The sequence below is a fragment of the Streptomyces sp. NPDC002835 genome, from assembly GCF_053591995.1.
This window is the reverse complement of sequence record NZ_JBSFUW010000024.1, coordinates 32017-52856: the sequence shown is the minus strand read 5'-3', so window position 1 is coordinate 52856 and position 20840 is coordinate 32017. Positions and strand designations below refer to the sequence as shown.

Annotated in this window: 19 protein-coding genes; 8 read left to right on the top strand and 11 right to left on the bottom strand. The window is 71.2% G+C overall.

All coding sequences use genetic code 11. The annotated features are described in order from the left end of the window. The first annotated feature begins 114 nt into the window (after nt 1-114). Nucleotides 115-1371 carry an acyl-CoA dehydrogenase family protein gene (locus ACWD01_RS24090; protein WP_451164862.1) on the top strand — a complete coding sequence of 419 codons (1257 nt, stop codon included), beginning with the start codon at nt 115-117 and terminating at the stop codon, nt 1369-1371. 68 nt (nt 1372-1439) lie between these two features. Here ACWD01_RS24090 and ACWD01_RS24085 read toward each other — a convergent pair whose 3' ends face one another. From ACWD01_RS24085 to ACWD01_RS24070, 4 genes are all read right to left on the bottom strand, one after another. Beyond that, entirely contained in the window at nt 1440-1703 is a 264-nt protein-coding gene (locus tag ACWD01_RS24085; protein WP_451164861.1) for a hypothetical protein, read from the bottom strand. Nucleotides 1704-1757: 54 nt separating this feature from the next. Beyond that, nucleotides 1758-2243: a glutathione peroxidase gene (locus tag ACWD01_RS24080; protein ID WP_451164860.1), complete on the bottom strand. Its 486-nt coding sequence runs from the start codon at nt 2241-2243 to the stop codon at nt 1758-1760. 66 nt (nt 2244-2309) lie between these two features. Then, nucleotides 2310-3176 (bottom strand): acyl-CoA thioesterase, encoded by an 867-nt coding sequence (locus tag ACWD01_RS24075; protein ID WP_451164859.1) that lies wholly within the window; start codon nt 3174-3176, stop codon nt 2310-2312. A 52-nt stretch (nt 3177-3228) separates the two neighbouring features. Beyond that, nucleotides 3229-5742, bottom strand: a complete 2514-nt coding sequence (locus tag ACWD01_RS24070) for a DEAD/DEAH box helicase (protein WP_451164858.1) — start codon at nt 5740-5742, stop codon at nt 3229-3231. 119 nt (nt 5743-5861) lie between these two features. On the opposite strand from ACWD01_RS24070, the gene ACWD01_RS24065 reads away from it, so the two are divergent. After that, nucleotides 5862-6653 (top strand): metal-dependent hydrolase, encoded by a 792-nt coding sequence (locus tag ACWD01_RS24065; RefSeq protein WP_451164857.1) that lies wholly within the window; start codon nt 5862-5864, stop codon nt 6651-6653. 93 nt (nt 6654-6746) lie between these two features. Here ACWD01_RS24065 and ACWD01_RS24060 read toward each other — a convergent pair whose 3' ends face one another. From ACWD01_RS24060 to ACWD01_RS24050, 3 genes are all read right to left on the bottom strand, one after another. Continuing rightward, a complete protein-coding gene (locus ACWD01_RS24060; RefSeq protein WP_451164856.1) occupies nt 6747-8528 on the bottom strand; it encodes an ABC transporter ATP-binding protein in 1782 nt (593 codons plus the stop codon). Further along, nucleotides 8525-10360, bottom strand: a complete 1836-nt coding sequence (locus ACWD01_RS24055) for an ABC transporter transmembrane domain-containing protein (protein WP_451164855.1) — start codon at nt 10358-10360, stop codon at nt 8525-8527. Before ACWD01_RS24055 ends, ACWD01_RS24060 begins: the two co-directional genes overlap by 4 nt. Nucleotides 10361-10545: 185 nt before the next feature. Continuing rightward, entirely contained in the window at nt 10546-10992 is a 447-nt protein-coding gene (locus ACWD01_RS24050) for a MarR family winged helix-turn-helix transcriptional regulator (RefSeq protein ID WP_356898832.1), read from the bottom strand. Nucleotides 10993-11083: 91 nt separating this feature from the next. Here ACWD01_RS24050 and ACWD01_RS24045 point away from each other — a divergent pair, with 91 nt between their 5' ends. After that, the gene (locus tag ACWD01_RS24045; RefSeq protein ID WP_451164854.1) at nt 11084-12892 is read left to right on the top strand and encodes an ABC transporter ATP-binding protein; all 1809 of its coding nucleotides are present in this window, start codon (nt 11084-11086) and stop codon (nt 12890-12892) included. Between the two features lie 96 nt (nt 12893-12988). On the opposite strand, the gene ACWD01_RS24040 is transcribed toward ACWD01_RS24045, so the two are convergent. Next, on the bottom strand, nt 12989-13126 hold the full coding sequence (locus ACWD01_RS24040; protein WP_451164853.1) for a hypothetical protein: 138 nt from the start codon (nt 13124-13126) through the stop codon (nt 12989-12991). Nucleotides 13127-13312: 186 nt separating this feature from the next. On the opposite strand from ACWD01_RS24040, the gene mltG reads away from it, so the two are divergent. After that, entirely contained in the window at nt 13313-14188 is an 876-nt protein-coding gene (mltG, locus tag ACWD01_RS24035; protein WP_451164852.1) for an endolytic transglycosylase MltG, read from the top strand. Nucleotides 14189-14209: 21 nt separating this feature from the next. Here the strand turns inward: mltG and ACWD01_RS24030 are convergent, their stop codons facing one another. Beyond that, the gene (locus ACWD01_RS24030; RefSeq protein ID WP_451164851.1) at nt 14210-15307 is read right to left on the bottom strand and encodes an NAD(P)-binding domain-containing protein; all 1098 of its coding nucleotides are present in this window, start codon (nt 15305-15307) and stop codon (nt 14210-14212) included. Between the two features lie 84 nt (nt 15308-15391). Here ACWD01_RS24030 and ACWD01_RS24025 point away from each other — a divergent pair, with 84 nt between their 5' ends. Next, nucleotides 15392-15814 (top strand): YjbQ family protein, encoded by a 423-nt coding sequence (locus ACWD01_RS24025; RefSeq protein ID WP_451164850.1) that lies wholly within the window; start codon nt 15392-15394, stop codon nt 15812-15814. A gap of 100 nt (nt 15815-15914) precedes the next feature. On the opposite strand, the gene ACWD01_RS24020 is transcribed toward ACWD01_RS24025, so the two are convergent. Next, the gene (locus ACWD01_RS24020) at nt 15915-17156 is read right to left on the bottom strand and encodes a PucR family transcriptional regulator (protein ID WP_451164849.1); all 1242 of its coding nucleotides are present in this window, start codon (nt 17154-17156) and stop codon (nt 15915-15917) included. Between the two features lie 34 nt (nt 17157-17190). Beyond that, a complete protein-coding gene (locus tag ACWD01_RS24015) occupies nt 17191-17373 on the bottom strand; it encodes a hypothetical protein (RefSeq protein ID WP_451164848.1) in 183 nt (60 codons plus the stop codon). A 240-nt stretch (nt 17374-17613) separates the two neighbouring features. On the opposite strand from ACWD01_RS24015, the gene ACWD01_RS24010 reads away from it, so the two are divergent. The 3 genes from ACWD01_RS24010 to ACWD01_RS24000 all read left to right on the top strand — a co-directional run bounded on the left by ACWD01_RS24010 (nt 17614) and on the right by ACWD01_RS24000 (nt 20833). Next, nucleotides 17614-18570 (top strand): DUF3068 domain-containing protein, encoded by a 957-nt coding sequence (locus ACWD01_RS24010; protein WP_451164847.1) that lies wholly within the window; start codon nt 17614-17616, stop codon nt 18568-18570. Nucleotides 18571-18865: 295 nt separating this feature from the next. Then, nucleotides 18866-20077 carry a glycosyltransferase family 4 protein gene (locus ACWD01_RS24005; RefSeq protein ID WP_451164846.1) on the top strand — a complete coding sequence of 404 codons (1212 nt, stop codon included), beginning with the start codon at nt 18866-18868 and terminating at the stop codon, nt 20075-20077. Nucleotides 20078-20083: 6 nt separating this feature from the next. Then, complete coding sequence (locus ACWD01_RS24000; protein WP_451164845.1) at nt 20084-20833, top strand: class I SAM-dependent methyltransferase; 750 nt, start codon at nt 20084-20086, stop codon at nt 20831-20833. The last annotated feature ends 7 nt before the right edge of the window (nt 20834-20840 follow it).

The following is a 20840-nucleotide window of genomic DNA, read 5'->3' as shown; positions in this document are numbered from 1 at the left end:
TGCCCGTACGCACACTTGATCGGGCCATGGCCGGTTGACAGGTGCTACCAGTCGGTAACACACTTCCGTTACCGCAGGTAACATGCACGTCATCACCGCAGCGCTGGAGGGGACATGACCGAGTTCACGCTCGATCTCAACGACGACCAGAAGCAGGTCCGTGACTGGCTGAACGGATTCGCCAGGGACGTCATGCGCCCCGCCGCCGCCGAGTGGGACGAGCGTGAGGAGACCCCGTGGCCGGTGATCCAGGAAGCGGCCAAGCTCGGCATCTACTCCCTCGACTTCTACGCCCAGCAGTTCTTCGACCCCACCGGCCTCGGCATCCCGATGGCGATGGAGGAGCTGTTCTGGGGCGACGCCGGCATCGCGCTGTCGATCGTCGGCACCGGCCTCGCCGCCGTCGGCGTCCTCGCCAACGGCACCGAGGAGCAGATCGGCACCTGGATCCCGCAGATGTACGGCGATGCCAACGATGTCAAGGTCGCCGCCTTCTGCTCCTCCGAGCCGGACGCCGGCTCCGACGTCGCCTCCATGCGCACCCGCGCCGTCTACGACGAGGCCAAGGACGAATGGGTGCTGAACGGCACCAAGACCTGGGCGACCAACGGTGGCATCGCCAACGTCCATGTCGTCGTGGCGGTCGTCGACCCCGAGCTGGGCTCCAAGGGCCACGCCTCGTTCATCGTCCCCCCGGGCACCCCCGGCCTGTCCCAGGGCCAGAAGTTCAAGAAGCACGGCATCCGCGCCTCCCACACCGCCGAGGTCGTCCTCGAGGACGTCCGCGTCCCCGGCGGCTGTCTCCTCGGCGGAAAGGAGAAGCTGGACGAGCGCCTCGCCAGGGCCCGTGAAAAGGCCAGGGCCGGCGGCGGCATGGGGGTCCCCCCGGCCGAAGGCCGCGGGAGCGTGAAGAACGCCGCGATGGCCACGTTCGAGGCCTCCCGCCCGGCCGTCGGCGCCATGGCCGTCGGCACCGCCCGCGCCGCGTACGAGGTCGCGCTCGACTACGCCAAGACCCGCGAGCAGTTCGGCCGCCCGATCATCGACAACCAGGCCATCGCCTTCCAACTCGCCGACATGCGCACGCAGATCGACGCCGCGCGGCTCCTGGTGTGGCGCGCCTCCTGGATGGCGACCACCGGCAAGCAGTTCACCTCCGCCGAGGGCTCCATGTCCAAGCTGTTCGCCAGCGAGACCGCCAAGAACGTCACCGCCCAGGCCATCCAGATCCTCGGCGGCAACGGCTACACCCGCGAGTACCCGGTCGAGCGGATGCACCGCGACGCCGCCATCTACACCATCTTCGAGGGCACCAGCGAGATCCAGCGCCTGGTGATCGCCCGCACCCTGTCGGGCATGCCCATCCGCTGACCCCGCCCGACCACGACGAAGGCTCCGGCCCGCCACCGAGGCGGGCCGGAGCCTTCGTACGGCCCGCCTCAGCGGCGGGTCAGTTTCTCGATCAGCAGGGCCGGCAGCAGCAGGACGACGAACCCGACCTTGAACAGCACCGGAGTCACCACCACCGCCAGCACGATGCCGAGGACGAACGACTCGTACGGCATCTCGTAGCCGATCAGCGGCAGCGTGCCACCGGTGAATGCCTCGTACGCCGACCAGACCCCGAGCGCCAGCCCGAGCAGCCCGCCCACGACGCCCGCGCCGACGGGCCACGCGCCCTCGTTCTTGCGGAACCCTCCCACAACGCCCCCCGGAAAGTGGCGCCCGCATCGCTCCCCGCGACGCAGGCGGAAATGTCAGGCAGACAAGAGCGTCTCGATCGCCGACACGATCTCCGGGGAACCGGGCTCCGTGCCGGGGCGGAAGCGGGTGACCTCGCCCCGCGGGGAGATCAGGAACTTCTCGAAGTTCCACTGGATGTCGCCCGCTTCGCCCTCGGCGTCCGCGACCTTCGTCAGCTCCGCGTACAGCGGGTGCCGGGTCTCGCCGTTCACGTCCGACTTCTCCAGTAGCGGGAAGGACACCCCGTACGTCGCCGAACAGAACGTGGCGATCTCCTCCGCGCTGCCCGGCTCCTGGCCCCCGAACTGGTTGCAGGGCACGCCCAGCACCGTGAAGCCCCGGTCGCCGTACTCCTTCTGCAGCTGCTCCAGGCCCGCGTACTGCGGCGTCAGCCCGCACTTGGAGGCCACGTTGACCAACAGGACCGTACGGTCCCGGTAGTCGGCGAGGGACGTCGGCTCGCCGGACAGGGTGCGCAGCGGGATGTCGTACAGGGTCATCGGAGCTCCTCAGAAGGGACGCAGGGGGTCTTGTGGCACAACATCGCCGGGCACGTCGCCGACCGGTTACACCGGCCGGAACAGGCCCTCCTGCACCACGGACACCAGCAGCCGGCCCTCACGGTCGTAGATCCGGCCCCGGGCGAGGCCGCGGCCGCCGGTCGAGATGGGCGACTCCTGATCGTAGAGGAACCACTCGTCGGCCCGGAACGGACGGTGGAACCACATCGCGTGGTCCAGCGACGCCATGTCGAAGCCCCGCGGGCCCCACAGCGGCTCGACCGGGATGCGCACCGCATCGAGCAGGGTCATGTCGCTCGCGTAGGTCAGCGCACAGGTGTGCACCAGCGGGTCGTCGCCCAGCGGGCCCACCGCGCGCATCCAGACCGCGCTGCGCGGGTCCGCGTCCTTGATCTCGTCCGCCGTCCAGCGCAGCCGGTCGACGTAACGGATGTCGAACGGCTGCCGGCGGGCCATCCGCTCCAGCGCCTCCGGCAGCGCGCCGAGATGCTCGCGGATCTCCGTCGCCACGGTGGGCAGCGACTCGGGGTCCGGGAAGTCGAGCCGCGGCGGCAGCTGGTGCTCGATGCTGCCGGGCTCGGGACGGTGGAAGGACGCCGTCAGGTTGAAGATGGTCCGCCCCTCCTGCACGGCCGTGACCCGGCGGGTCGTGAACGAGCGGCCGTCGCGCACCCGTTCGACCTGGTACACGATCGGCACCCCGGGGCGGCCGGGCCGCAGGAAGTACGCGTGCAGGGAGTGCACGGGACGCTCGCCGTCGGTGGTCCGCCCCGCGGCGACCAGCGCCTGGCCGGCCACCTGGCCGCCGAAGACCCGCTGCAGCGACTCGTTCGGGCTGAGCCCCCGGAAGATGTTGACCTCGATCTGCTCCAGGTCGAGCAGATCGACCAGACGCTCCGCCGGATTCGTCATTCTCGGTCCTCTCGCTGTCAGAGTGTCAGAGCTGTCACAGCCGTCGGGGCTGTCAGAGCTGGCCCACGGACGTGACCCGGACGACCGCCCGGCCCTCCTCGTCGGAGGCCGCCAGATCGACCTCCGCGCTGATACCCCAGTCATGGTCGTCGTTCGGGTCGGCGAAGGTCTGGCGCACCCGCCACAGGCCGTGCGCCGGGTCCTCCTCGATGGACAGCAGCTTCGGCCCGCGGGCGTCGGGGCCGGTGCCCAGGTCGTCGTACTCGTCCCAGTACGCGTCCATCGCCTCGCCCCACGCGTCCTCGTCCCAGCCCGACTCGGCGTCCATCGCGCCCAGTTCGCCGACCTGGTCGAGCGCGGCCAGCTCCACCCGGCGGAACATCGCGTTGCGGACCAGCACCCGGAACGCGCGGGAGTTCGCCGTGACCGGCTTGACCTGGTCGGCCTTCTCCTGCGCCTCCTCCGCGGTCTCCACCTCCGGGTTGGCCAGCTGCTCCCACTCGTCCAGCAGACTGGAGTCGACCTGGCGCACCATCTCGCCCAGCCAGGCGATCAGGTCCTCAAGGTCCTCCGTCTTCACATCGTCCGGGATGGTGTGGTCGAGCGCCTTGTACGCGCTCGCCAGATAGCGCAGCACGATGCCCTCGGTGCGGGCCAGCTCGTACCACGACGTGAACTCCGTGAACGTCATGGCCCGTTCGTACATGTCACGGATCACGGACTTCGGCGAGACCGGGTGGTCACCGACCCACGGGTGCGACTTCTTGTACACGTTGTACGCGTGCCACAGCAGCTCCTCCAGCGGCTTCGGGTACGAGATGTCCTGGAGCCGCTCCATGCGCTCCTCGTACTCGACACCGTCCGCCTTCATCCGGCCGACCGCCTCGCCGCGCGCCTTGTTCTGCATGGCGGCGAGGATCTGGCGCGGATCGTCCAGCGTCGACTCGACGACCGAGACCATGTCCAGCGCGTACGACGGGGACTCAGGGTCCAGCAGGTCGAAGGCGGCGAGGGCGAACGTCGACAGCGGCTGGTTCAGCGCGAAGTCCTGCTGGAGGTCGACGGTGAGCCGGACCGTACGGCCCTCCGCGTCCGGCTCGTCCAGCTGCTCCACCACCCCGCCGTCCAGCAGCGAACGGTAGATCGCGATCGCCCGGCGGATGTGACGCAGCTGCGCCTTCCGCGGCTCGTGGTTGTCCTCGAGCAGATGGCGCATGGCCTTGAAGGCGTCGCCCGGCCGGGCGATCACCGACAGCAGCATGATGTTGGTGACCCGGAAGCGGGAGGTCAGCGGCTCCGGCTCGGACCCGATCAGCTTCTCGAAGGTGGTGTCCGACCAGCCGACGAAACCCTCCGGGGCCTTCTTCCTGACCACCTTGCGGCGCTTCTTCGGGTCGTCGCCGGCCTTCGCGAGCGCCTTCTCGTTCTCGATGACGTGCTCGGGCGCCTGCGCCACGACCAGGCCCGCCGTGTCGAAGCCGGCGCGGCCCGCGCGGCCGGCGATCTGGTGGAACTCGCGCGCCCGCAGGGTCCGCACCCGGGTGCCGTCGTACTTGGTGAGCGCCGTGAACAGCACCGTACGGATGGGGACGTTGACGCCGACGCCGAGGGTGTCCGTGCCGCAGATGACCTTCAGCAGACCCGCCTGCGCGAGCTTCTCCACCAGCCGGCGGTACTTGGGCAGCATGCCCGCGTGGTGCACGCCGATGCCGTGCCGCACATACCGGGACAGGTTCTTGCCGAACTTCGTGGTGAAGCGGAAGTTGCCGATCAGCTCGGCGATCCGGTCCTTCTCCTCGCGCGAGCACATGTTGATGCTCATCAGCGACTGCGCCCGCTCCACCGCCTGCGCCTGCGTGAAGTGCACGATATACACCGGAGCCTGCTTGGTCTCCAGCAGTTCGGTGATCGTCTCGGTGATCGGTGTCAGCCGGTACTCGTACGACAGCGGCACGGGACGGGTCGCCGAGCGGACCACGGACGTCGGGCGGCCGGTGCGGCGCGTCAGGTCCTTCTCGAACATCGACACGTCGCCGAGCGTCGCCGACATGAGGACGAACTGCGCCTGCGGCAGTTCCAGGATCGGGATCTGCCAAGCCCAGCCCCGGTCCGGCTCCGCGTAGAAGTGGAACTCGTCCATCACGACCTGGCCGACGTCGGCGTGCTTGCCGTCCCGCAGGGCGATCGAGGCCAGCACCTCGGCGGTGCAGCAGATCACGGGGGCGTCCGCGTTCACGGACGCGTCGCCCGTCAGCATGCCGACGTTCTCCGTGCCGAACAGCTTGCACAGGTCGAAGAACTTCTCCGAGACCAGCGCCTTGATCGGCGCGGTGTAGAAGGTGACCTGGTCATTGGCGAGAGCCGCGAAGTGCGCGGCGGCCGCGACCAGGCTCTTTCCGGAACCGGTCGGGGTGGACAGGATCACGTTCGCCCCCGAGACCACCTCGATCAGCGCCTCCTCCTGAGCCGGATAGAGCGTGATGCCCTGTCCCTGCGCCCATGAGGAGAAGGCGTCGAAGAGAGCATCGGGGTCGGCGGTCGGCGGGAGCTGATCGATAAGGGTCACACCCCCATCTTGCCTGTCCGTACCCCCGATCCGGGAACCGGGCGAGAGCCGCAAGATCACGACCGATACGCTGCCCTGTCAACTCGGGTTCGGAACAAGAGCAATGGGGCGGAACGCACATGATGGGACCGGCGCACTCGCTGTCCGGGGCGGCAGCCTGGCTGGGGGTGGGTGCGGCGACGGCTGCCGCCGGTCACCCGATGCCGTGGCCCGTCCTCGTCGTCGGAGCACTGATCTGCGCGGGCGCGGCGCTGGCGCCCGACCTCGACCACAAGGCGGCGACGATCTCGCGGGCCTTCGGGCCCGTGTCGCGGACGCTGTGCGAGATCGTGGACAAGCTGTCCTACGCGGTCTACAAGGCGACGAAGAAACAGGGCGACCCCCGCCGCACCGGCGGCCACCGCACCCTGACGCACACCTGGCTCTGGGCCGTCCTCATCGGGGCGGGCGCCTCCGCCCTGGCGCTCTTCGGCGGGCGGTGGGCGGTCCTCGCGATCCTCTTCGTCCACATGGTGCTCGCCGTCGAGGGCCTGCTGTGGCGGGCCGCTCGGGTCTCCAGCGACATCCTGGTCTGGCTGCTCGGCGCCACCAGCGCGTGGATCCTGGCGGGTGTCCTGGACAAGCCGGGCAACGGCGCGGACTGGCTCTTCGCCGCGCCCGGCCAGGAGTATCTGTGGCTCGGCCTGCCGATCGTCCTCGGCGCACTCGTCCACGACATCGGCGACGCCCTGACCGTCTCGGGCTGCCCGATCCTGTGGCCGATCCCGCTCGGCAAGAAGCGCTGGTACCCGATCGGCCCGCCGAAGCCGATGCGCTTCCGGGCCGGCAGCTGGGTGGAGCTGAAGGTCCTCATGCCGGCGTTCATGGTCCTGGGCGGGGTGGGGGGAGCGGCGGCGCTGAACTTCATCTGACGGTCGTGGGCGGGTCCGGGGGCGCTGCGCCCCGGACCCGCCCACGACAGCGTGACCGGGACCCGGCCCCGCCCGGGAGCCCCCGGCCACGTCCTAGCCGTGCCAGGAGCGCCAGAGCGCCGCGTACGCTCCCTCCGCCGTGACCAGCTCATCGTGGCTGCCGAGTTCGCTGATCCGGCCGTTCTCCACCACCGCGATCACGTCCGCGTCGTGCGCCGTGTGCAGGCGGTGGGCGATCGCCACGACCGTACGGCCGTCCAGCACCCGCGACAGCGAGCGCTCCAGATGGCGCGCCGCCCGCGGGTCCAGGAGCGAGGTCGCCTCGTCCAGGACGAGTGTGTGCGGGTCGGCGAGGACCAGGCGGGCCAGCGCGATCTGCTGGGCCTGGGCCGGGGAGAGCGCGGTGCCGCCGGAGCCGACCTCCGTGTCCAGGCCGTCGTCGAGCGCCCGCGCCCAGCCGTCCGCGTCGACCGCCCCGAGCGCCGCCCACAGCTCCGCGTCCCCGGCGGAGGCGCGCGCCAGCAGCAGGTTGTCGCGGAGCGAGCCGACGAACACGTGGTGCTCCTGGTTGACGAGCGCGACATGCTCCCGCACCCGTTCCGCCGGCATCCGGGACAGCTCCGCGGCGCCGAGCGTGACCCGGCCCGTGCGCGGGGCGTAGATGCCCGCGAGCAGCCTGCCGAGGGTGGACTTGCCGGCACCGGACGGGCCGACCAGGGCCAGCCGGGTGCCGGGCGGCACGTCCATCGAGACGCGGTGGAGCACGTCGACGCCCTCGCGGTACCCGAAGTGCACCTCGTCGGCGCGGACGTCGCGCCCGTCGGGCCGTACCCGCTCGTCGCCCGCCTCCGGTTCGATCTCGCGCACGCCCACCAGGCGCGCCAGGGACACCTGGGCCACCTGCAGCTCGTCGTACCAGCGCAGGATCAGGTTCACGGGGTCGACCATCATCTGGGAGATGAGCGCGCCGGTGGTGAGCTGGCCGATGCCGATCCAGCCCTGGAGCACGAACACGCCGCCGATCATCAGCACGGACGCCAGCACGGTCGCGTGGGTGAGGTTGATGACGGGGAAGAGGACCGAGCGCAGATAGAGCGTGTAGCGCTCCCACGACGTCCACTCCTTGATCCGCCGGTCGGAGAGCGCCACCCGGCGCGCCCCGAGCCGGTGGGACTCGACGGTGCGGCCCGCGTCGACCGTCTCCGCGAGCACCGCCGCCACGGCCGCGTAACCGGCGGCCTCCGAGCGGTACGCCGACGGAGCCCGCTTGAAGTACCAGCGGCAGCCGACGACCAGCAGCGGCACGGCGACCAGCACGGCGGGGGCGAGCGGCGGCGCGGTCACGGTGAGCCCGCCGAGGAGGAGCACGATCCAGAAGACGCCGATCGTCAGCTGGGGCACGGCCTCGCGCATCGCGTTGGCGAGGCGGTCGATGTCCGTGGTGATACGGGAGAGCAGATCGCCCGTGCCGGCCCGCTCCAGCACGCCCGGAGGCAGCCCCACGGAGCGGACCAGGAAGTCCTCGCGCAGATCCGCGAGCATCCGCTCGCCCAGCATCGCCCCGCGCAGCCGCACCAGCCGTACGAACAGCGCCTGGACGACGAGCGCCCCCGCGAACAGCGCGACGGTGCGCTCCAGATGGAGATCGCGGGCGCCGTCGGCCGCCTGCTCAACGAGGGAGCCGAGCAGCCACGGGCCGGCCATCGAGGCGACGACGGCGACCGTGTTCACCGCGACCAGGACCGTGAAGGCCCTGCGGTGCCGGCGCAGCAGCTCGCGCACATACGCCCGGACGGTCGCCGGCGAGCCCACGGGCAGGGTCGTCGCCGTGCGCAGGGCGGCCGGATCGTACTCCGGCGGCGCCAGGCCGATCATGCTGTCTCCTCGATGTCATCGGTGTCGGCCTTGGTGAAAGGGGCTTCCGGGGCTCCGCGTTGGGCCCCCACGAGCTGCTGTTCCGCCTCGGTCTCGCGGGTCACGACCGCGCGGTACCGGGGCTCGGTGTGCAGCAGCTCACGGTGCGTACCGACGGCCGCGGCCCTGCCCTCGTGGACCAGGACGACCCGCTCGGCGCGGTCGAGCAGCAGCGGCGACGACGTGAACACGACCGTCGTCCGGCCGGAGCGCAGCTTCCGTACGCCGTCGGCGATCTTCGCCTCGGTGTGCGAGTCGACGGCCGAGGTCGGCTCGTCGAGGACGAGTACCTCCGGGTCCGTGACCAGCGAGCGTACGAGCGCCAGCCGCTGGCGCTGGCCGCCGGAGAGCGAGCGGCCGCGCTCGGTGATCGGCGCGCTCATGGGGTCGTGGTCGAGCGACGCCTGCGCCAGGGCGTCGAGCACGTCGCCGCACTCCGCCGCCGCCAGCGCCCGGTCCGCCGCCACCTGGCCGGACGCCGGTACGTCGAGCAGTTCCGCCAGGGTGCCCGAGAGCAGCACCGGGTCCTTGTCCTGGATCAGCACCGCCGCACGGGCCTGTGCGAGCGGCACGCCGTCCAGCGCGACGCCGCCGAGGAGCACGGACGGGAGGCCGTCCGGGTCCGTCGGACGGCCGCCGAGCCGTTCCGCGAGCTGTCCCGCCGCGTCGGGGTCGCCGCAGACGACGGCGGTGAGCGATCCGGCGGGGGCGAGTAGACCGGTGGCCGGGTCGTACAGGTCGCCCGTCAGCGCCGAGTCCGCCACGGCGACGGCGTTCGCCTCCTGGGCGCTGCCCGAGCTGCGTTCGAGCGAGAGCACACGGGCCGCGCGGCGGGCCGACGGGCGGGAGAAGGAGTACGCCATCGCGATCTCCTCGAAGTGCCGCAGCGGATAGCTCAGCAGCATCACCGCGCTGTAGACGGTGACCAGTTCGCCGACCGCGATCCGGCCGTCCCGGACGAGTCCGAGGCCGTGCCAGACGACCGCGATCAGCAGCAGGCCCGGCAGCAGCACCTGCACCGCCGAGATGGCCGCCCACATCCGGGCGCTGCGCACGGCGGCCGTGCGCACCTCCTGGGAGGCGCGGCGGTAGCGCTTCAGGAAGAGCTCCTCGCCGCCGATGCCGCGCAGGACCCGCAGGCCGGCCACGGTGTCGGACGCCAGCTCGGTGGCGCGGCCCGCCTTCTCCCGCTGGACGTCGGCGAGTTCGGTCGCCCGGGGAAGCAGCGGCAGCACTCCGAGGGCCAGCATTGGTACGCCGACGGCGACGATGACGCCGAGGGCCGGCTGGTAGACCGCGAGACCGACGCAGACGACCACGACGGTCAGCGCGGCGGCGAGGAAACGGGAGACCGCCTCCACGAACCAGCCGATCTTCTCCACGTCACCGGTGGAAACCGCCACGACTTCACCGGCGGCGACCCGCCGCGTGAGCGCGGAGCCGAGTTCCGAGGTCTTGCGGATGAGCAGCTGCTGCACTCGCGCGGCGGCGGTGATCCAGTTGGTGACGGCCGTGCGGTGCAGCATGGTGTCGCCGAGAGCGATGCAGACCGCGGCGGCGGCGAGGATCCCGCCCGCCACGGCGAGCGAGCCGCCGGACCCGTCCACGACGGCCTGGACCGCAGTGCCGACCCCGTAGGGCAGTGCCATGACGGAGACGAAGTGGAGCATCCCCCAGGACAGCGAGCGGAGTTGGCCGTTCAGCTGACGGCGTCCGAGCCACAGCAGGAACTTCGGTCCGGACCGGACGTCCGGAAGACCGGGATCGGCATACGGAAGGTCGCGAATCTGCATGATGTCCCAGATCGTCGGAGAGTGGCACAGATCTGCCAGCCTCCCGCTCCGGCACCGGCAGCAGCAAACGATTTACGGGCCGCGCGGGGCCTCCTGCGGGCCTCCTGGCCGGATCCGGCGGCCGCCGAGTCCGCCTCCCGGCCCGGTACGTGGCCGCCGGACCCGCCTCCTGGCCGGCGACGCCGTCAGCAGTGCGGCCCCGGGCTGTCGACCAGCGTGGAGAGCAGTCCGGCGAACACCTCGCGCTGCTCGGGAGTGAGCGGGGCCAGCACGTCCTCCGCCGCCGCCCGGCGGGCGTCCCGCAGGGTGCGCAGCGTGGCGCGGCCGGTGTCGGTCAGCTCGATACGGGTCACCCTGCGGTTGGCCGGGTCCGCGACCCGGCGGACCCGGCCCCCCGCCTCCAGTCCGTCGACCAGACTCGTCACGGCCCGGGGGACCACCTCGAGACGCTCCGCCAGATCCGCCATCCGGGGCGGCCGGTCGTAGTGCGCGACCGTGCGCAGCAGTCGTGACTGGGCGGGCGTGATCGCTATGTCGGCCGATTCGAGCTGGCGCTTCTGGCTGCGGTGGAGCCGGCGGGTCAGCCGGAGCAACTGCTCGGCCAGCAGGCCGTCGGCGTCGGGGGTGCTCATGCGGGAACAATATCAGGACCTTGTTCATTGTGAATGCAGGTAACAATGGGCTAGGCTCCCGATGCTCGTACCGCCCTGCCCGAGGAGACCGTTGCGGCCCGAACACACCACCTGGACACCACCGGCCAAGGACCCCGACCAGCCGCCCGCCGAGGTGCGGCGGATCCTGCGGCTGTTCCGGCCCTACCGGGGCCGGCTCGCCGTCGTGGGCCTTCTCGTCGGCGCATCTTCGCTGGTCTCCGTCGCCTCGCCGTTCCTGCTGCGCGAGATCCTCGACACCGCGATCCCGCAGGGGCGGACCGGGCTGCTCAGCCTGCTCGCCCTCGGGATGATCGCCACGGCCGTGATGACCAGCGTCTTCGGTGTGCTCCAGACGTTCATCTCCACGACCGTGGGCCAGCGCGTCATGCACGACCTGCGCACCGGGGTCTACGCCCAGCTGCAGCGGATGTCGCTCGCCTTCTTCACCAGGACCCGCACCGGCGAGGTCCAGTCCCGCATCGCCAACGACATCGGAGGCATGCAGGCGACCGTGACCTCCACGGCCACCTCGCTGGTCTCCAACCTCACGGCGGTCGTCGCCACCGTCGTCGCGATGCTCGCGCTGGACTGGCGGCTCACCGTCGTCTCGCTCGCCCTGCTGCCGCTGTTCGTCTGGATCAGCCGCCGGGTCGGCCGCGAGCGGAAGAAGATCACCACACAGCGGCAGAAGCAGATGGCCGCCATGGCGGCCACCGTCACCGAGTCCCTGTCCGTCAGCGGCATCCTCCTCGGGCGCACGATGGGCCGGGCCGACTCCCTCACCGGGTCCTTCGCCGAGGAGTCGGAGCGCCTCGTCGACCTCGAGGTGCGCTCCAGCATGGCCGGCCGCTGGCGGATGTCGACGATAGGGATCGTCATGGCCGCCATGCCCGCCCTGATCTACTGGGCCGCGGGCTTCGCGATCCAGTCCGGCGGCCCCGCGATCTCCATCGGCACGCTCGTCGCCTTCGTCTCCCTCCAACAGGGCCTGTTCAGGCCCGCGGTGAGCCTGCTCTCCACCGGCGTGCAGATGCAGACCTCGCTCGCCCTCTTCCAGCGGATCTTCGAGTACCTCGATCTACCGGTCGACATCACCGAGCCGGCGCAGCCCGTGCCGCTCGACAAGATCCGGGGCGAAGTCCGTTTCGAGAAGGTCGAGTTCGCCTACGACCCGGCGCAGGAGCGGCCGACCCTCGACGGCATCGACCTCACCGTCCCCGCCGGCGGCTCGCTCGCGGTGGTCGGCCCCACCGGCTCCGGCAAGTCCACGCTCAGCTGCCTCGTCCCCCGGCTGTACGACGTGACCGGCGGCCGGGTCACCATCGACGGTGTCGACGTGCGGGAGCTGGACTTCGCGACTCTCGCGCGGGCCGTGGGGGTCGTCGCCCAGGAGACGTATCTCTTCCATGCCTCCGTCGCCGACAATCTGCGCTTCGCCAAGCCGGACGCCACGGCCGAGGAGATCGAGGCCGCCGCCCGTGCCGCGCAGATCCACGACCACATCGCCGCCCTGCCGGACGGGTACGACACCCTGGTCGGCGAGCGGGGCCACCGCTTCTCCGGTGGCGAGAAGCAGCGGCTCGCCATCGCCCGCACCATCCTGCGCGACCCGCCGGTCCTCATCCTCGACGAGGCGACCAGTGCCCTCGACACCCGTACGGAACACGCGGTGCAGCAGGCCATCGAGTCGCTCTCCCGCGGCCGCACCACCATCACCATCGCCCACCGGCTCTCCACGGTCAGGGACGCGGACCAGATCGTCGTGCTCGACGGCGGGCGCATGGTCGAGCGCGGCACCCACCAGCAGCTCCTCGACCAGGGCGGCCGCTATGCCGCCCTGGTGCACCGCGACGCCCAGCTCGCCCCCGCAGCCTCCTGAGCGGGGCGCGCCCGTGTCCGCAGGGACCGCCGCCGCACACGACGGCGCCGCCGCTCCCGTGGGACGGGGAACGGCGGCGCGCGGTGGAGACGAACGTCAGACGAGCCAGCCGACGAAGTGGACGATGCCGGCGAGCAGGTCGGTGAGGAAGTTCATGGTGGTGCGTTCTCCTTGATACGTGGTGCTCTGTGCTGGGACAGCGCAGTCGCGGTCCGCAGCCCGTCGCTTGCGCATCGTAAGCATCCTGGTTCCAGAGCGAGTTGGGGGACCGGAAGCGGTACGACCACACATTCGGGCGAACAGCCGCGCGAGCGTTCGTTTGTTCGCGTGGGCATTCGTCCGAGAGCGGACGGGTGCGAATGCCGTGTCGCCGCCGGTCGGCTCCCGGATCGGCGCACATGTCCCGGTTAGCGTGCCCGTATGACGAACGAGGCCCCGCCGCCCGGACGGTCCGGACGCGGCCCCCGCCTGACGCGCCGCGGGCGGCTCGTGCTGCTGACGAGCGCCCTGGCCCTGGCGGCGGCAGCCGCCGTCCTGGTCCCGCTGCTGACCCCCGAGCCGCGGAAGCAGGAGCCGCCGCCTCCGCCGCCCCCGAAGATGCTGGTCATTCCCGAGGGCTGGCGCGCCACGCAGGTCTACGCCGCCGTCGACAAGGCGCTCGGAGTCCCCGCCGGGACCACCGGGAAAGCGGCCGGCACGGCGAAGCTGAACCTCCCGGCCGACGCCAAGGGCAATCCGGAGGGCTACCTCTTCCCCGCCACGTATCCCGTCGTCGACGGGACGACCACCCCGGCGAGCCTGCTCAGCTTCATGGTCAACACCGCCAAGCAGCGCTTCGGCACCGAGCGCGTCACCGGCGGCGCCCGGCGCGTCGGACTGACCCCGCACGAGGCGGTGAACGTCGCCAGCATCGTGCAGGCCGAGGCCGACACCGCCGACGACATGGGCAAGGTCGCCCGCGTCATCCACAACCGGCTCGCCCAGGGCATGCCGCTGCAGATGGACTCGACCATCAACTACGCCCTCGGCCGCAGCTCCCTGGACACCACGACCGCCGACACCCGCCTGCAGAGCCCCTACAACACCTACGAGCGCCAAGGACTGCCGCCCACCCCGATCGACAACCCGGGGGAGGAGGCGATGCACGCCGCGGTCGCCCCGTCGGCAGGCGACTGGCTCTACTTCGTGACCGTGCGGCCCGGCGACACCCGCTTCACCGGCAGCTACGAGGAACACCAGCGGAACGTCGCGGAGTTCAACGCCGTACGCGCCGAGTCGCGGGCCGCGGGCGGCTGACGGGCCGCGCGCCGCCGCCCGTCAGACCAGCGCCGGTTCGCGCTCCAGCAGCCGGCGGATCTCCCGTACGGCGGCCCGCCCGGCCCGGTTGGCGCCGATCGTCGAGGCCGAGGGCCCGTAGCCGACGAGGTGCACCCGGGCGTCCCGTACGGCCCTGGTGCCCTCCACCCGGATGCCGCCGCCCGGCTCGCGCAGGCGCAGCGGAGCGAGATGGTCGATCACCGGCCGGAAGCCCGTCGCCCAGAGGATCACATCGGCGTCCACGCTCCGCCCGTCGTCCCAGGCGACCCCGGTCGGTGTGATCCGGTCGAACATCGGCAGCCGGTCCAGCACCCCGGACTCCCGGGCCCGCCGGACCGCGTCGGTCAGCGGCAGACCCGTCACGGACACGACGCTCCGCGGCGGCAGCCCGCGCCGTACGCGCTCCTCGACCAGCGCGACCGCCGCGCGGCCCGCGTCCTCGTCGAACGGCCCTTCGCGGAACACCGGGGGCCGCCGGGTCACCCACGTCGTTGCGGCCGCGACCTCGGCGATCTCCATCAAATGCTGCGTCCCGGACGCCCCGCCGCCGACGACGACCACGCGCCGGCCGGCGAACGCGGCCGGACCCGGGTAGTCCGCGGTGTGCAGCTGACGTCCGCGGAAGGTCTCCTGGCCCGGATAGCGCGGCCAGAACGGTCGGTCCCAGGTTCCCGTCGCGTTGATCAGGGCGCGGGCCGACCAGATCCCCTCCGAGGTCTCGACCGCCAGCCGTCCGCCGTCCCCCTCGCGGACGGCCGCGACCCGTACCGGCCGGTGCACGCGCAGACCGAAGCGCTCCTCGTAGGCGGCGAAGTAGGCGCCGATCACCTCGGAGGAGGGCCGCGTGTCGTCGGCCCCGGTCAGCTCCATGCCCGGCAGCGCGTGCATGCCGTGCACCTTGCCGTACGTCAGCGAGGGCCAGCGGTACTGCCAGGCGCCGCCGGGCGTGGGGGAGTGGTCCAGCACCACGAAGTCCCGGTCCGGCACCAGACCGGCACGCCGCAGGTGGTACGCGGCGGACAGCCCGGCCTGCCCCGCGCCGACGACCACCACGTCCACTTCCCGAGCCGCCCGTTCCCGAGCCACGAAGTCGTTCACGTTTCTACCAACAGGCGGGACGGCATGGATCTTCCCGTGGCGCCGCGGCTGCGGGTATCCGCGTACGGACGAGAGGATGGAGCCATGCCCGGAACCTTCACCACCACGACCCTGACCATCGGCACCGGATCACAGGAGACGGTCACCGACCTGACCGACGCCTGCGAGCGCTTCCTCGCGGAGAACGCGGACGGCGGGGACGGACTCCTCAACGTCTTCGTCCCCCACGCCACAGCCGGCATCGCGGTCATCGAGACCGGCGCCGGCAGCGACGACGACCTGCTGGCCGCGCTGCACACCCTGCTGCCGGCCGACGACCGCTGGCAGCACCGCCACGGCAGCCCGGGCCACGGCCGGGACCACGTCCTCCCGGCCCTCGTCCCGCCACACGCGACGCTCCCGGTGATCGGCGGGCGGCTGGAGCTGGGCACGTGGCAGTCGGTGTGCCTGGTGGACACCAACAAGGACAACGCGGAGCGGCGGGTCCGGTTGAGTTTTCTGAGCTGATCGATATCGCCCTGGGGCCGGCCGTCCCTTCGCCTCACGTTGCGGCGCCCTGACGCTGCCAGGCGCGAGGCGCCGGGCAGTCCTCAGCCTCGCCACAGGATCAGTCAGGCGGTGGGGCGAGGTCTCCGCGCAGCCGACGGGTACGCAGCACCAGCTCCAGTTCGAAGCGGCGGTCCGGATCGTCCAGGTCCTCGCCCCACATCTCACGGAGCTGTTTCAGCCGGTAGCGCACGGTCTGCGGATGGACTCCGAGCCGGGCGGCCACCTCCGGGGCGCCACCCCGCGTTTCCAGCCAGGCCAGCAGGGTCTCGGCGAGACGGTGGGCGTGCGCCGGGCCGACGGACCGGTCCAGCTGCGCCACCCGCCGCCGCGCCAGATCGTCGATCAACTCCCCCGCAGGCAGCAGTACCAGGGCTTCGACGTGCTCGCCGCAGTGCAGGAGCCGCCCTCGCGGCAGCAGGCCCTGCTCGATCATCCCGACGGCGGCCTCCGCCCAGCGCAGAGACGTGACGGCCTCCGCCAGGGGAACCGACGGGCCGATCGCGCCGGACCAACCGGCCACCGCCCGGTGCAGCAGGTCCGTGCGTCCGGGGGCGTCCGGGTCCGGCACGACCAGGCGCGGCTGCTCGCCCTCCATGTCGAGCAGCACCTCGTCGCCCACGGCAGGGGCGACAGTCTCCAGGGCAGGGCGAAGCAGCACGGCCACCGCCACCTTCTCGGGCAGCTGCCAGCCCACGTCGGCCGCGCGGTCGGCGAGGAAGACGGACGGATCCGTGCGGTGCTCGGTGAGCAGGAGATCGACGAGAAGTCGTTGCAGGCGCAGCCGTTCTCCGGCGTGGCGGGCGACGGCCTCGGCGTAGCCGCGTACCGACTGGGCCACCATGACGTCGAGGTACTCGAAGGCGGACTCGGCGAGTTCGTACATGGCCGAGGGCGGGATGTCGACCTGCTGGCCGATCTCCGCCATGCGTCGCCAGGAAAGGCGCACGCCCAGCCGGTAGATCCCCTGCAAGGAGTCCAGGCTGCGCCCGTGCGTGACCTCCCCGCGCCCGAAGTCCTGGAACATCTCGGGCAGGGCGCGCGGCCGGTCGGACCCCGTGGTCAGCTGCTCCACGAAGAGCTCCAGCGCGTGCCGGATCGCCACTAGGGCCTTCGGCTCTCCGGACTCGTCGGGGATGAACGCCAGACCCGGATATTCCCGTCGGATCGCGGCGAGGATGTCCTGTGCCAGTTCGGGGACCTGCTCCAGGGCGCGGTCGGCGAACCGCTGAATCCGCTCTCGTGGCACGTCGTGCCACGCTGACGACGCTCCCACAGCCTGCTCCTGGATGTACCGGTCCATATGCCGCTCGGTCAGCCAGCCTGCATTCTCCAACCTAGCCCGCCCCGGGGCGCGGCGTGCTGGACACCCCGTCGGCGGGTGGGTCGGGGAACGTGACGAGCGGCACATTCTGCTGCTCGGGTGTGGCGTCGAGAGCGGCGACGATTCCGAATGCGGCGCCTGCGGCCAGAACGGCGGAGGCGACGCAGGTCAGGAAGGCGGCGAGCAGTCTGGACATGAGGATGATCGGCCTCTCAGTCGATGAGGTCTGTCACCCAGCGCGCCGGCCCGGTCCGGCGCGGTCAGTATGCGAGTGCATTGACAGGTGGTCAAGCTCCGCCTAATTTCGCCGTCCACAGGCACTGTTACTCCCGGGTAAGCCATTTCTCGCCCCGGACGCTGAAATCCGTGCGTGCGAACCCTTCCCGCACGGCCCATGAACCACCCCCGCATATCGCGCCCGTATCGGAGTACCCGCATGCGCCGTTCCACATCACTTTTGTCCCTGATTCTGCTGGGTGCCGGAGTCTTTCTGCTGGTGCTCAGTCAACTGCTCGTCTGGTACGTGGAGCCGCGTGCCAAGCGCACGCCGACCGATGTGAACTCCACGACGGTCTTCACGGGCCAGGGCAGCTACTTCGACACCGAGTCCGTCTCCACGGTGGGTGACCAGACGATAACGATCACCCGCCGGGTGCTGGGGGACGTCGCCGGCGGCGAGCGCAGCGGAAACGCGATCTGGGACGTGTCGACACAGATCGACACGCCGAAGACGCTGCCGCTGGCCGACCCGCGGAAATCCCTGCAGTGGACCACCGAACGCTGGGTGACCGACCGCCGGACGAACCTGCCGGTGCGTTGTTGCGAGGAGAAGCCCGAGTTCGAGGGCGAGGCCTACCTGAAGTTCCCGTTCGACGTCGAGAAGCGCACCTACGCCTGGTGGGACAGCACCCTGGGTGCCACCGTGCCGCTGAAGTTCGACGGGGACGTCGAGATCGACGGGCACGAGGGCTACCGCTTCGTCGGCACCGTCGAGGCCACCGCGATCGGCACCCGTCAGGTGCCCGGCGCACTGGTGCGCAGTCCGGGGCCGGGTCAGGTGCTGGCCGAGGAGTGGTACTCCAACGCGGGGATCGAGCTGACCGTGGACCGGCGCACGGGCCGGATCATGAATGCGCTGATCGCGCCGACGAAGACGCTGCGGGCCCCGGGTTCGCAGAAGGATGCGGTCACCCTGCTGTCCAGCAAGCGGCTGGAGTTCACCGAGGCGACCCGGCGCGAGCAGGTGAAGCTTGCCTCCGAGGACAGCAGCCGGCTGAAGCTGCTCGGCGAGACCGCGCCGCTTGGGGGCGGGATCGCGGGCGGTCTGCTCGCCGCCGCCGGCGCTGTGCTGGTGATCCGCGGCCGTCGACAGCCGGAACACTCAGCAGAGTGATGAAAACGGGTTGTCGAATAGCCCGAACTTGTCACCGGCGAGCGTAGCCGGAACGAGTCGCTTGAACCAACACTGACGTTACCCCTGAGTAAGCCCAGTGTTCCCAGTTCGAGTCGGCTCCCACCCCCCACGAGTCCCCGGCCGCCGCGCCGGTGCTGACAGATCCACCCCACGCCCAGGTCCGGTACCGCAGTACCCGCAGTATCCGCACAACGAGCCAGCCCAGCGCTTCATCCCGGAAGCCCGGCAACCCCTCACCCGTCTGCCCCCGCAGCCGCCGAGTTGGAGCACACCTATGCCCCAGCGCGCCTCCGCTCTGACCCCCGGTCAGAAGGACTCCGTTTCCGTCCCCGCTCAAACCCGCACCGCCAGCCGAGTCACCGACTCGCTCGCCGCTGACCCGCACGCATCCACCCTGGCGCCCCTGCCGCGCCGGATCACCTTCCTCGCCCGCCGTGACCTGGGCAACCAGGCCTCCGGCGGCTCGGAACTGCTCATCGACCGGATAGCCGACGGCCTGACCGCCGGCGGCCACGAGGTCACGCTCCTGTGCGGCGGCCCGGCCGCCGAACGCCCCTACCGGGTGGTCTCCGCGGGAAGCGACGCAGGTCACTTCCTGCGCGCCAGAACGACCTTCGCCCGCGAGGTCGGCGACTGCGACCTGCTGGTCGAAGTATGTAACGGCATGCCGTACCTGGCGCCGCTGTGGCACCGCGGACCGACGTTGTGCCTGGTCAACCATGTACACACTGATCTCTGGCAGATGCGTTACCCGGGTCCGGCGGCCCGGCTCGGCCGCAGGCTGGAGCACTGGGCGCTGGCAACCACGCACCGCGACAACCTGATGGTGGCCGTCTCCGAGTCGACTGCCTCCGAGCTGCGCGACATCGGCGTGGCCGCGGACCGCATCCGGATCGTCAACAACGGCGTCGAGGACCCCGGCCCGCTGCTGCCCGAGGCGAAGGAACCGCTGTTCCTGGCCGTCGGTCGGCTGGTGGAGTACAAGCGCATCGACCTGCTCCTACGCCTGTGGGAGCGGGTCCGCCCCGTCACCGGCGGCAGGCTCGTCATCGTGGGCGACGGCCCCGAACGGGAGCGGCTGGAAGCCATGGCCGGCCCCGCTGTGACGTTCGCCGGCCGGGTGTCGGAGGCCGAGAAGCACCGGCTGATGTGCGAGGCGTGGCTCCTGCTGCACCCCTCCCTCGTCGAGGGGTGGGGGCTGGTCGTGACCGAGGCAGCCGCGCGGGCCACCCCCGCGATCGGTTTCGACATACCCGGCCTGTGCGACTCCATCGAGGACAAAGAGACCGGGGTGCTGGCCGGGGGCGAGAGTTCGTTCGCCGCCGCGTGGTGCGCCCTGTCCCTCAGTGCCGACCGGCGCGCGGCCATGGGACGTGCCGCCGCGCATCGCGCCCAGCGCTTCCGCTGGAGCGCGACGGTCCGTCAGTTCCAGGCGGTCGCCGCCGAGGCCGCGGCGCTCGCCGCCGCCCCGAGACGCGGCAGGTGAGCGGCCATGTCCGAGATCACCGAACGCGCGTTCAAGGATCCGTCGCTGAAGCGATCGGCTGCCCTCTTCCGGGCGTTCATGCGCGAACAGAGCGATCCCGAGCGGTGCTACACCCTGCTGGCCCGTGACTCGGTCGCACAAGTGGCACGCCACATCGACCTGCCCGGCAAGATCGTCGTCGACATCGGCGGCGGCAGCGGCCACTTCACCGAGGAGTTCCGCCGCTGTGGTGCGCAGAGCTACCTCTTCGAGCCCGACCTGCGGGAGCTGAGCGCCCGTGGCCGGGTCACCGAGGACGCGGTGCTCGCCGACGGCTATCTGCTGCCGCTCGCCGACGGTGCGGCTGACGTGTGCTTCTCGTCCAATGTGCTGGAGCACGTGGCGGACCCGCAGACGTTCATCAGCGAGATGGCGCGGGTCACCCGTCCCGGCGGACTGATCTACCTGTCGTTCACCAACTGGCTCTCCCCCTGGGGAGGTCACGAGAGTGCGCCGTGGCACTACCTCGGAGCCGATCGGGCCCGCGCACGCTACGAACGGCGCACCGGCCGCGAGGCCAAGCACACCGTCGGCGAGAACCTGTTCCCCGTCCACATCGGTCCCACCCTGCGGCACGTCCGCGGCCGCGACGACGTGCAGGTCGTCACGGCGCGGTCCCGTTACTGGCCATTCCTCGCGAGCATGATCACCCGGGTGCCGGGACTCCGCGAGATCGCCACTTGGAATCTGCTCCTGATTCTCAGGCGAAGCCCATGAGCAAGCG

Bases quoted from the DNA above. Each gene is read 5' to 3' on its own strand.
- ACWD01_RS24080 (WP_451164860.1), bottom strand. From the start codon at position 2,243: ATGACCCTGTACGACATCCCGCTGCGCACCCTGTCCGGCGAGCCGACG.
- ACWD01_RS24025 (WP_451164850.1), top strand. From the start codon at position 15,392: ATGCCCGGAACCTTCACCACCACGACCCTGACCATCGGCACCGGATCA.
- ACWD01_RS24055 (WP_451164855.1), bottom strand. From the start codon at position 10,360: ATGCAGATTCGCGACCTTCCGTATGCCGATCCCGGTCTTCCGGACGTC.
- ACWD01_RS24000 (WP_451164845.1), top strand. From the start codon at position 20,084: ATGTCCGAGATCACCGAACGCGCGTTCAAGGATCCGTCGCTGAAGCGA.
- ACWD01_RS24005 (WP_451164846.1), top strand. From the start codon at position 18,866: ATGCCCCAGCGCGCCTCCGCTCTGACCCCCGGTCAGAAGGACTCCGTT.
- ACWD01_RS24010 (WP_451164847.1), top strand. From the start codon at position 17,614: ATGCGCCGTTCCACATCACTTTTGTCCCTGATTCTGCTGGGTGCCGGA.
- ACWD01_RS24060 (WP_451164856.1), bottom strand. From the start codon at position 8,528: ATGATCGGCCTGGCGCCGCCGGAGTACGATCCGGCCGCCCTGCGCACG.
- ACWD01_RS24015 (WP_451164848.1), bottom strand. From the start codon at position 17,373: ATGTCCAGACTGCTCGCCGCCTTCCTGACCTGCGTCGCCTCCGCCGTT.
- ACWD01_RS24065 (WP_451164857.1), top strand. From the start codon at position 5,862: ATGATGGGACCGGCGCACTCGCTGTCCGGGGCGGCAGCCTGGCTGGGG.
- mltG (WP_451164852.1), top strand. From the start codon at position 13,313: ATGACGAACGAGGCCCCGCCGCCCGGACGGTCCGGACGCGGCCCCCGC.
- ACWD01_RS24050 (WP_356898832.1), bottom strand. From the start codon at position 10,992: ATGAGCACCCCCGACGCCGACGGCCTGCTGGCCGAGCAGTTGCTCCGG.
- ACWD01_RS24075 (WP_451164859.1), bottom strand. From the start codon at position 3,176: ATGACGAATCCGGCGGAGCGTCTGGTCGATCTGCTCGACCTGGAGCAG.
- ACWD01_RS24040 (WP_451164853.1), bottom strand. From the start codon at position 13,126: ATGCGCAAGCGACGGGCTGCGGACCGCGACTGCGCTGTCCCAGCACAG.
- ACWD01_RS24090 (WP_451164862.1), top strand. From the start codon at position 115: ATGACCGAGTTCACGCTCGATCTCAACGACGACCAGAAGCAGGTCCGT.
- ACWD01_RS24020 (WP_451164849.1), bottom strand. From the start codon at position 17,156: ATGGACCGGTACATCCAGGAGCAGGCTGTGGGAGCGTCGTCAGCGTGG.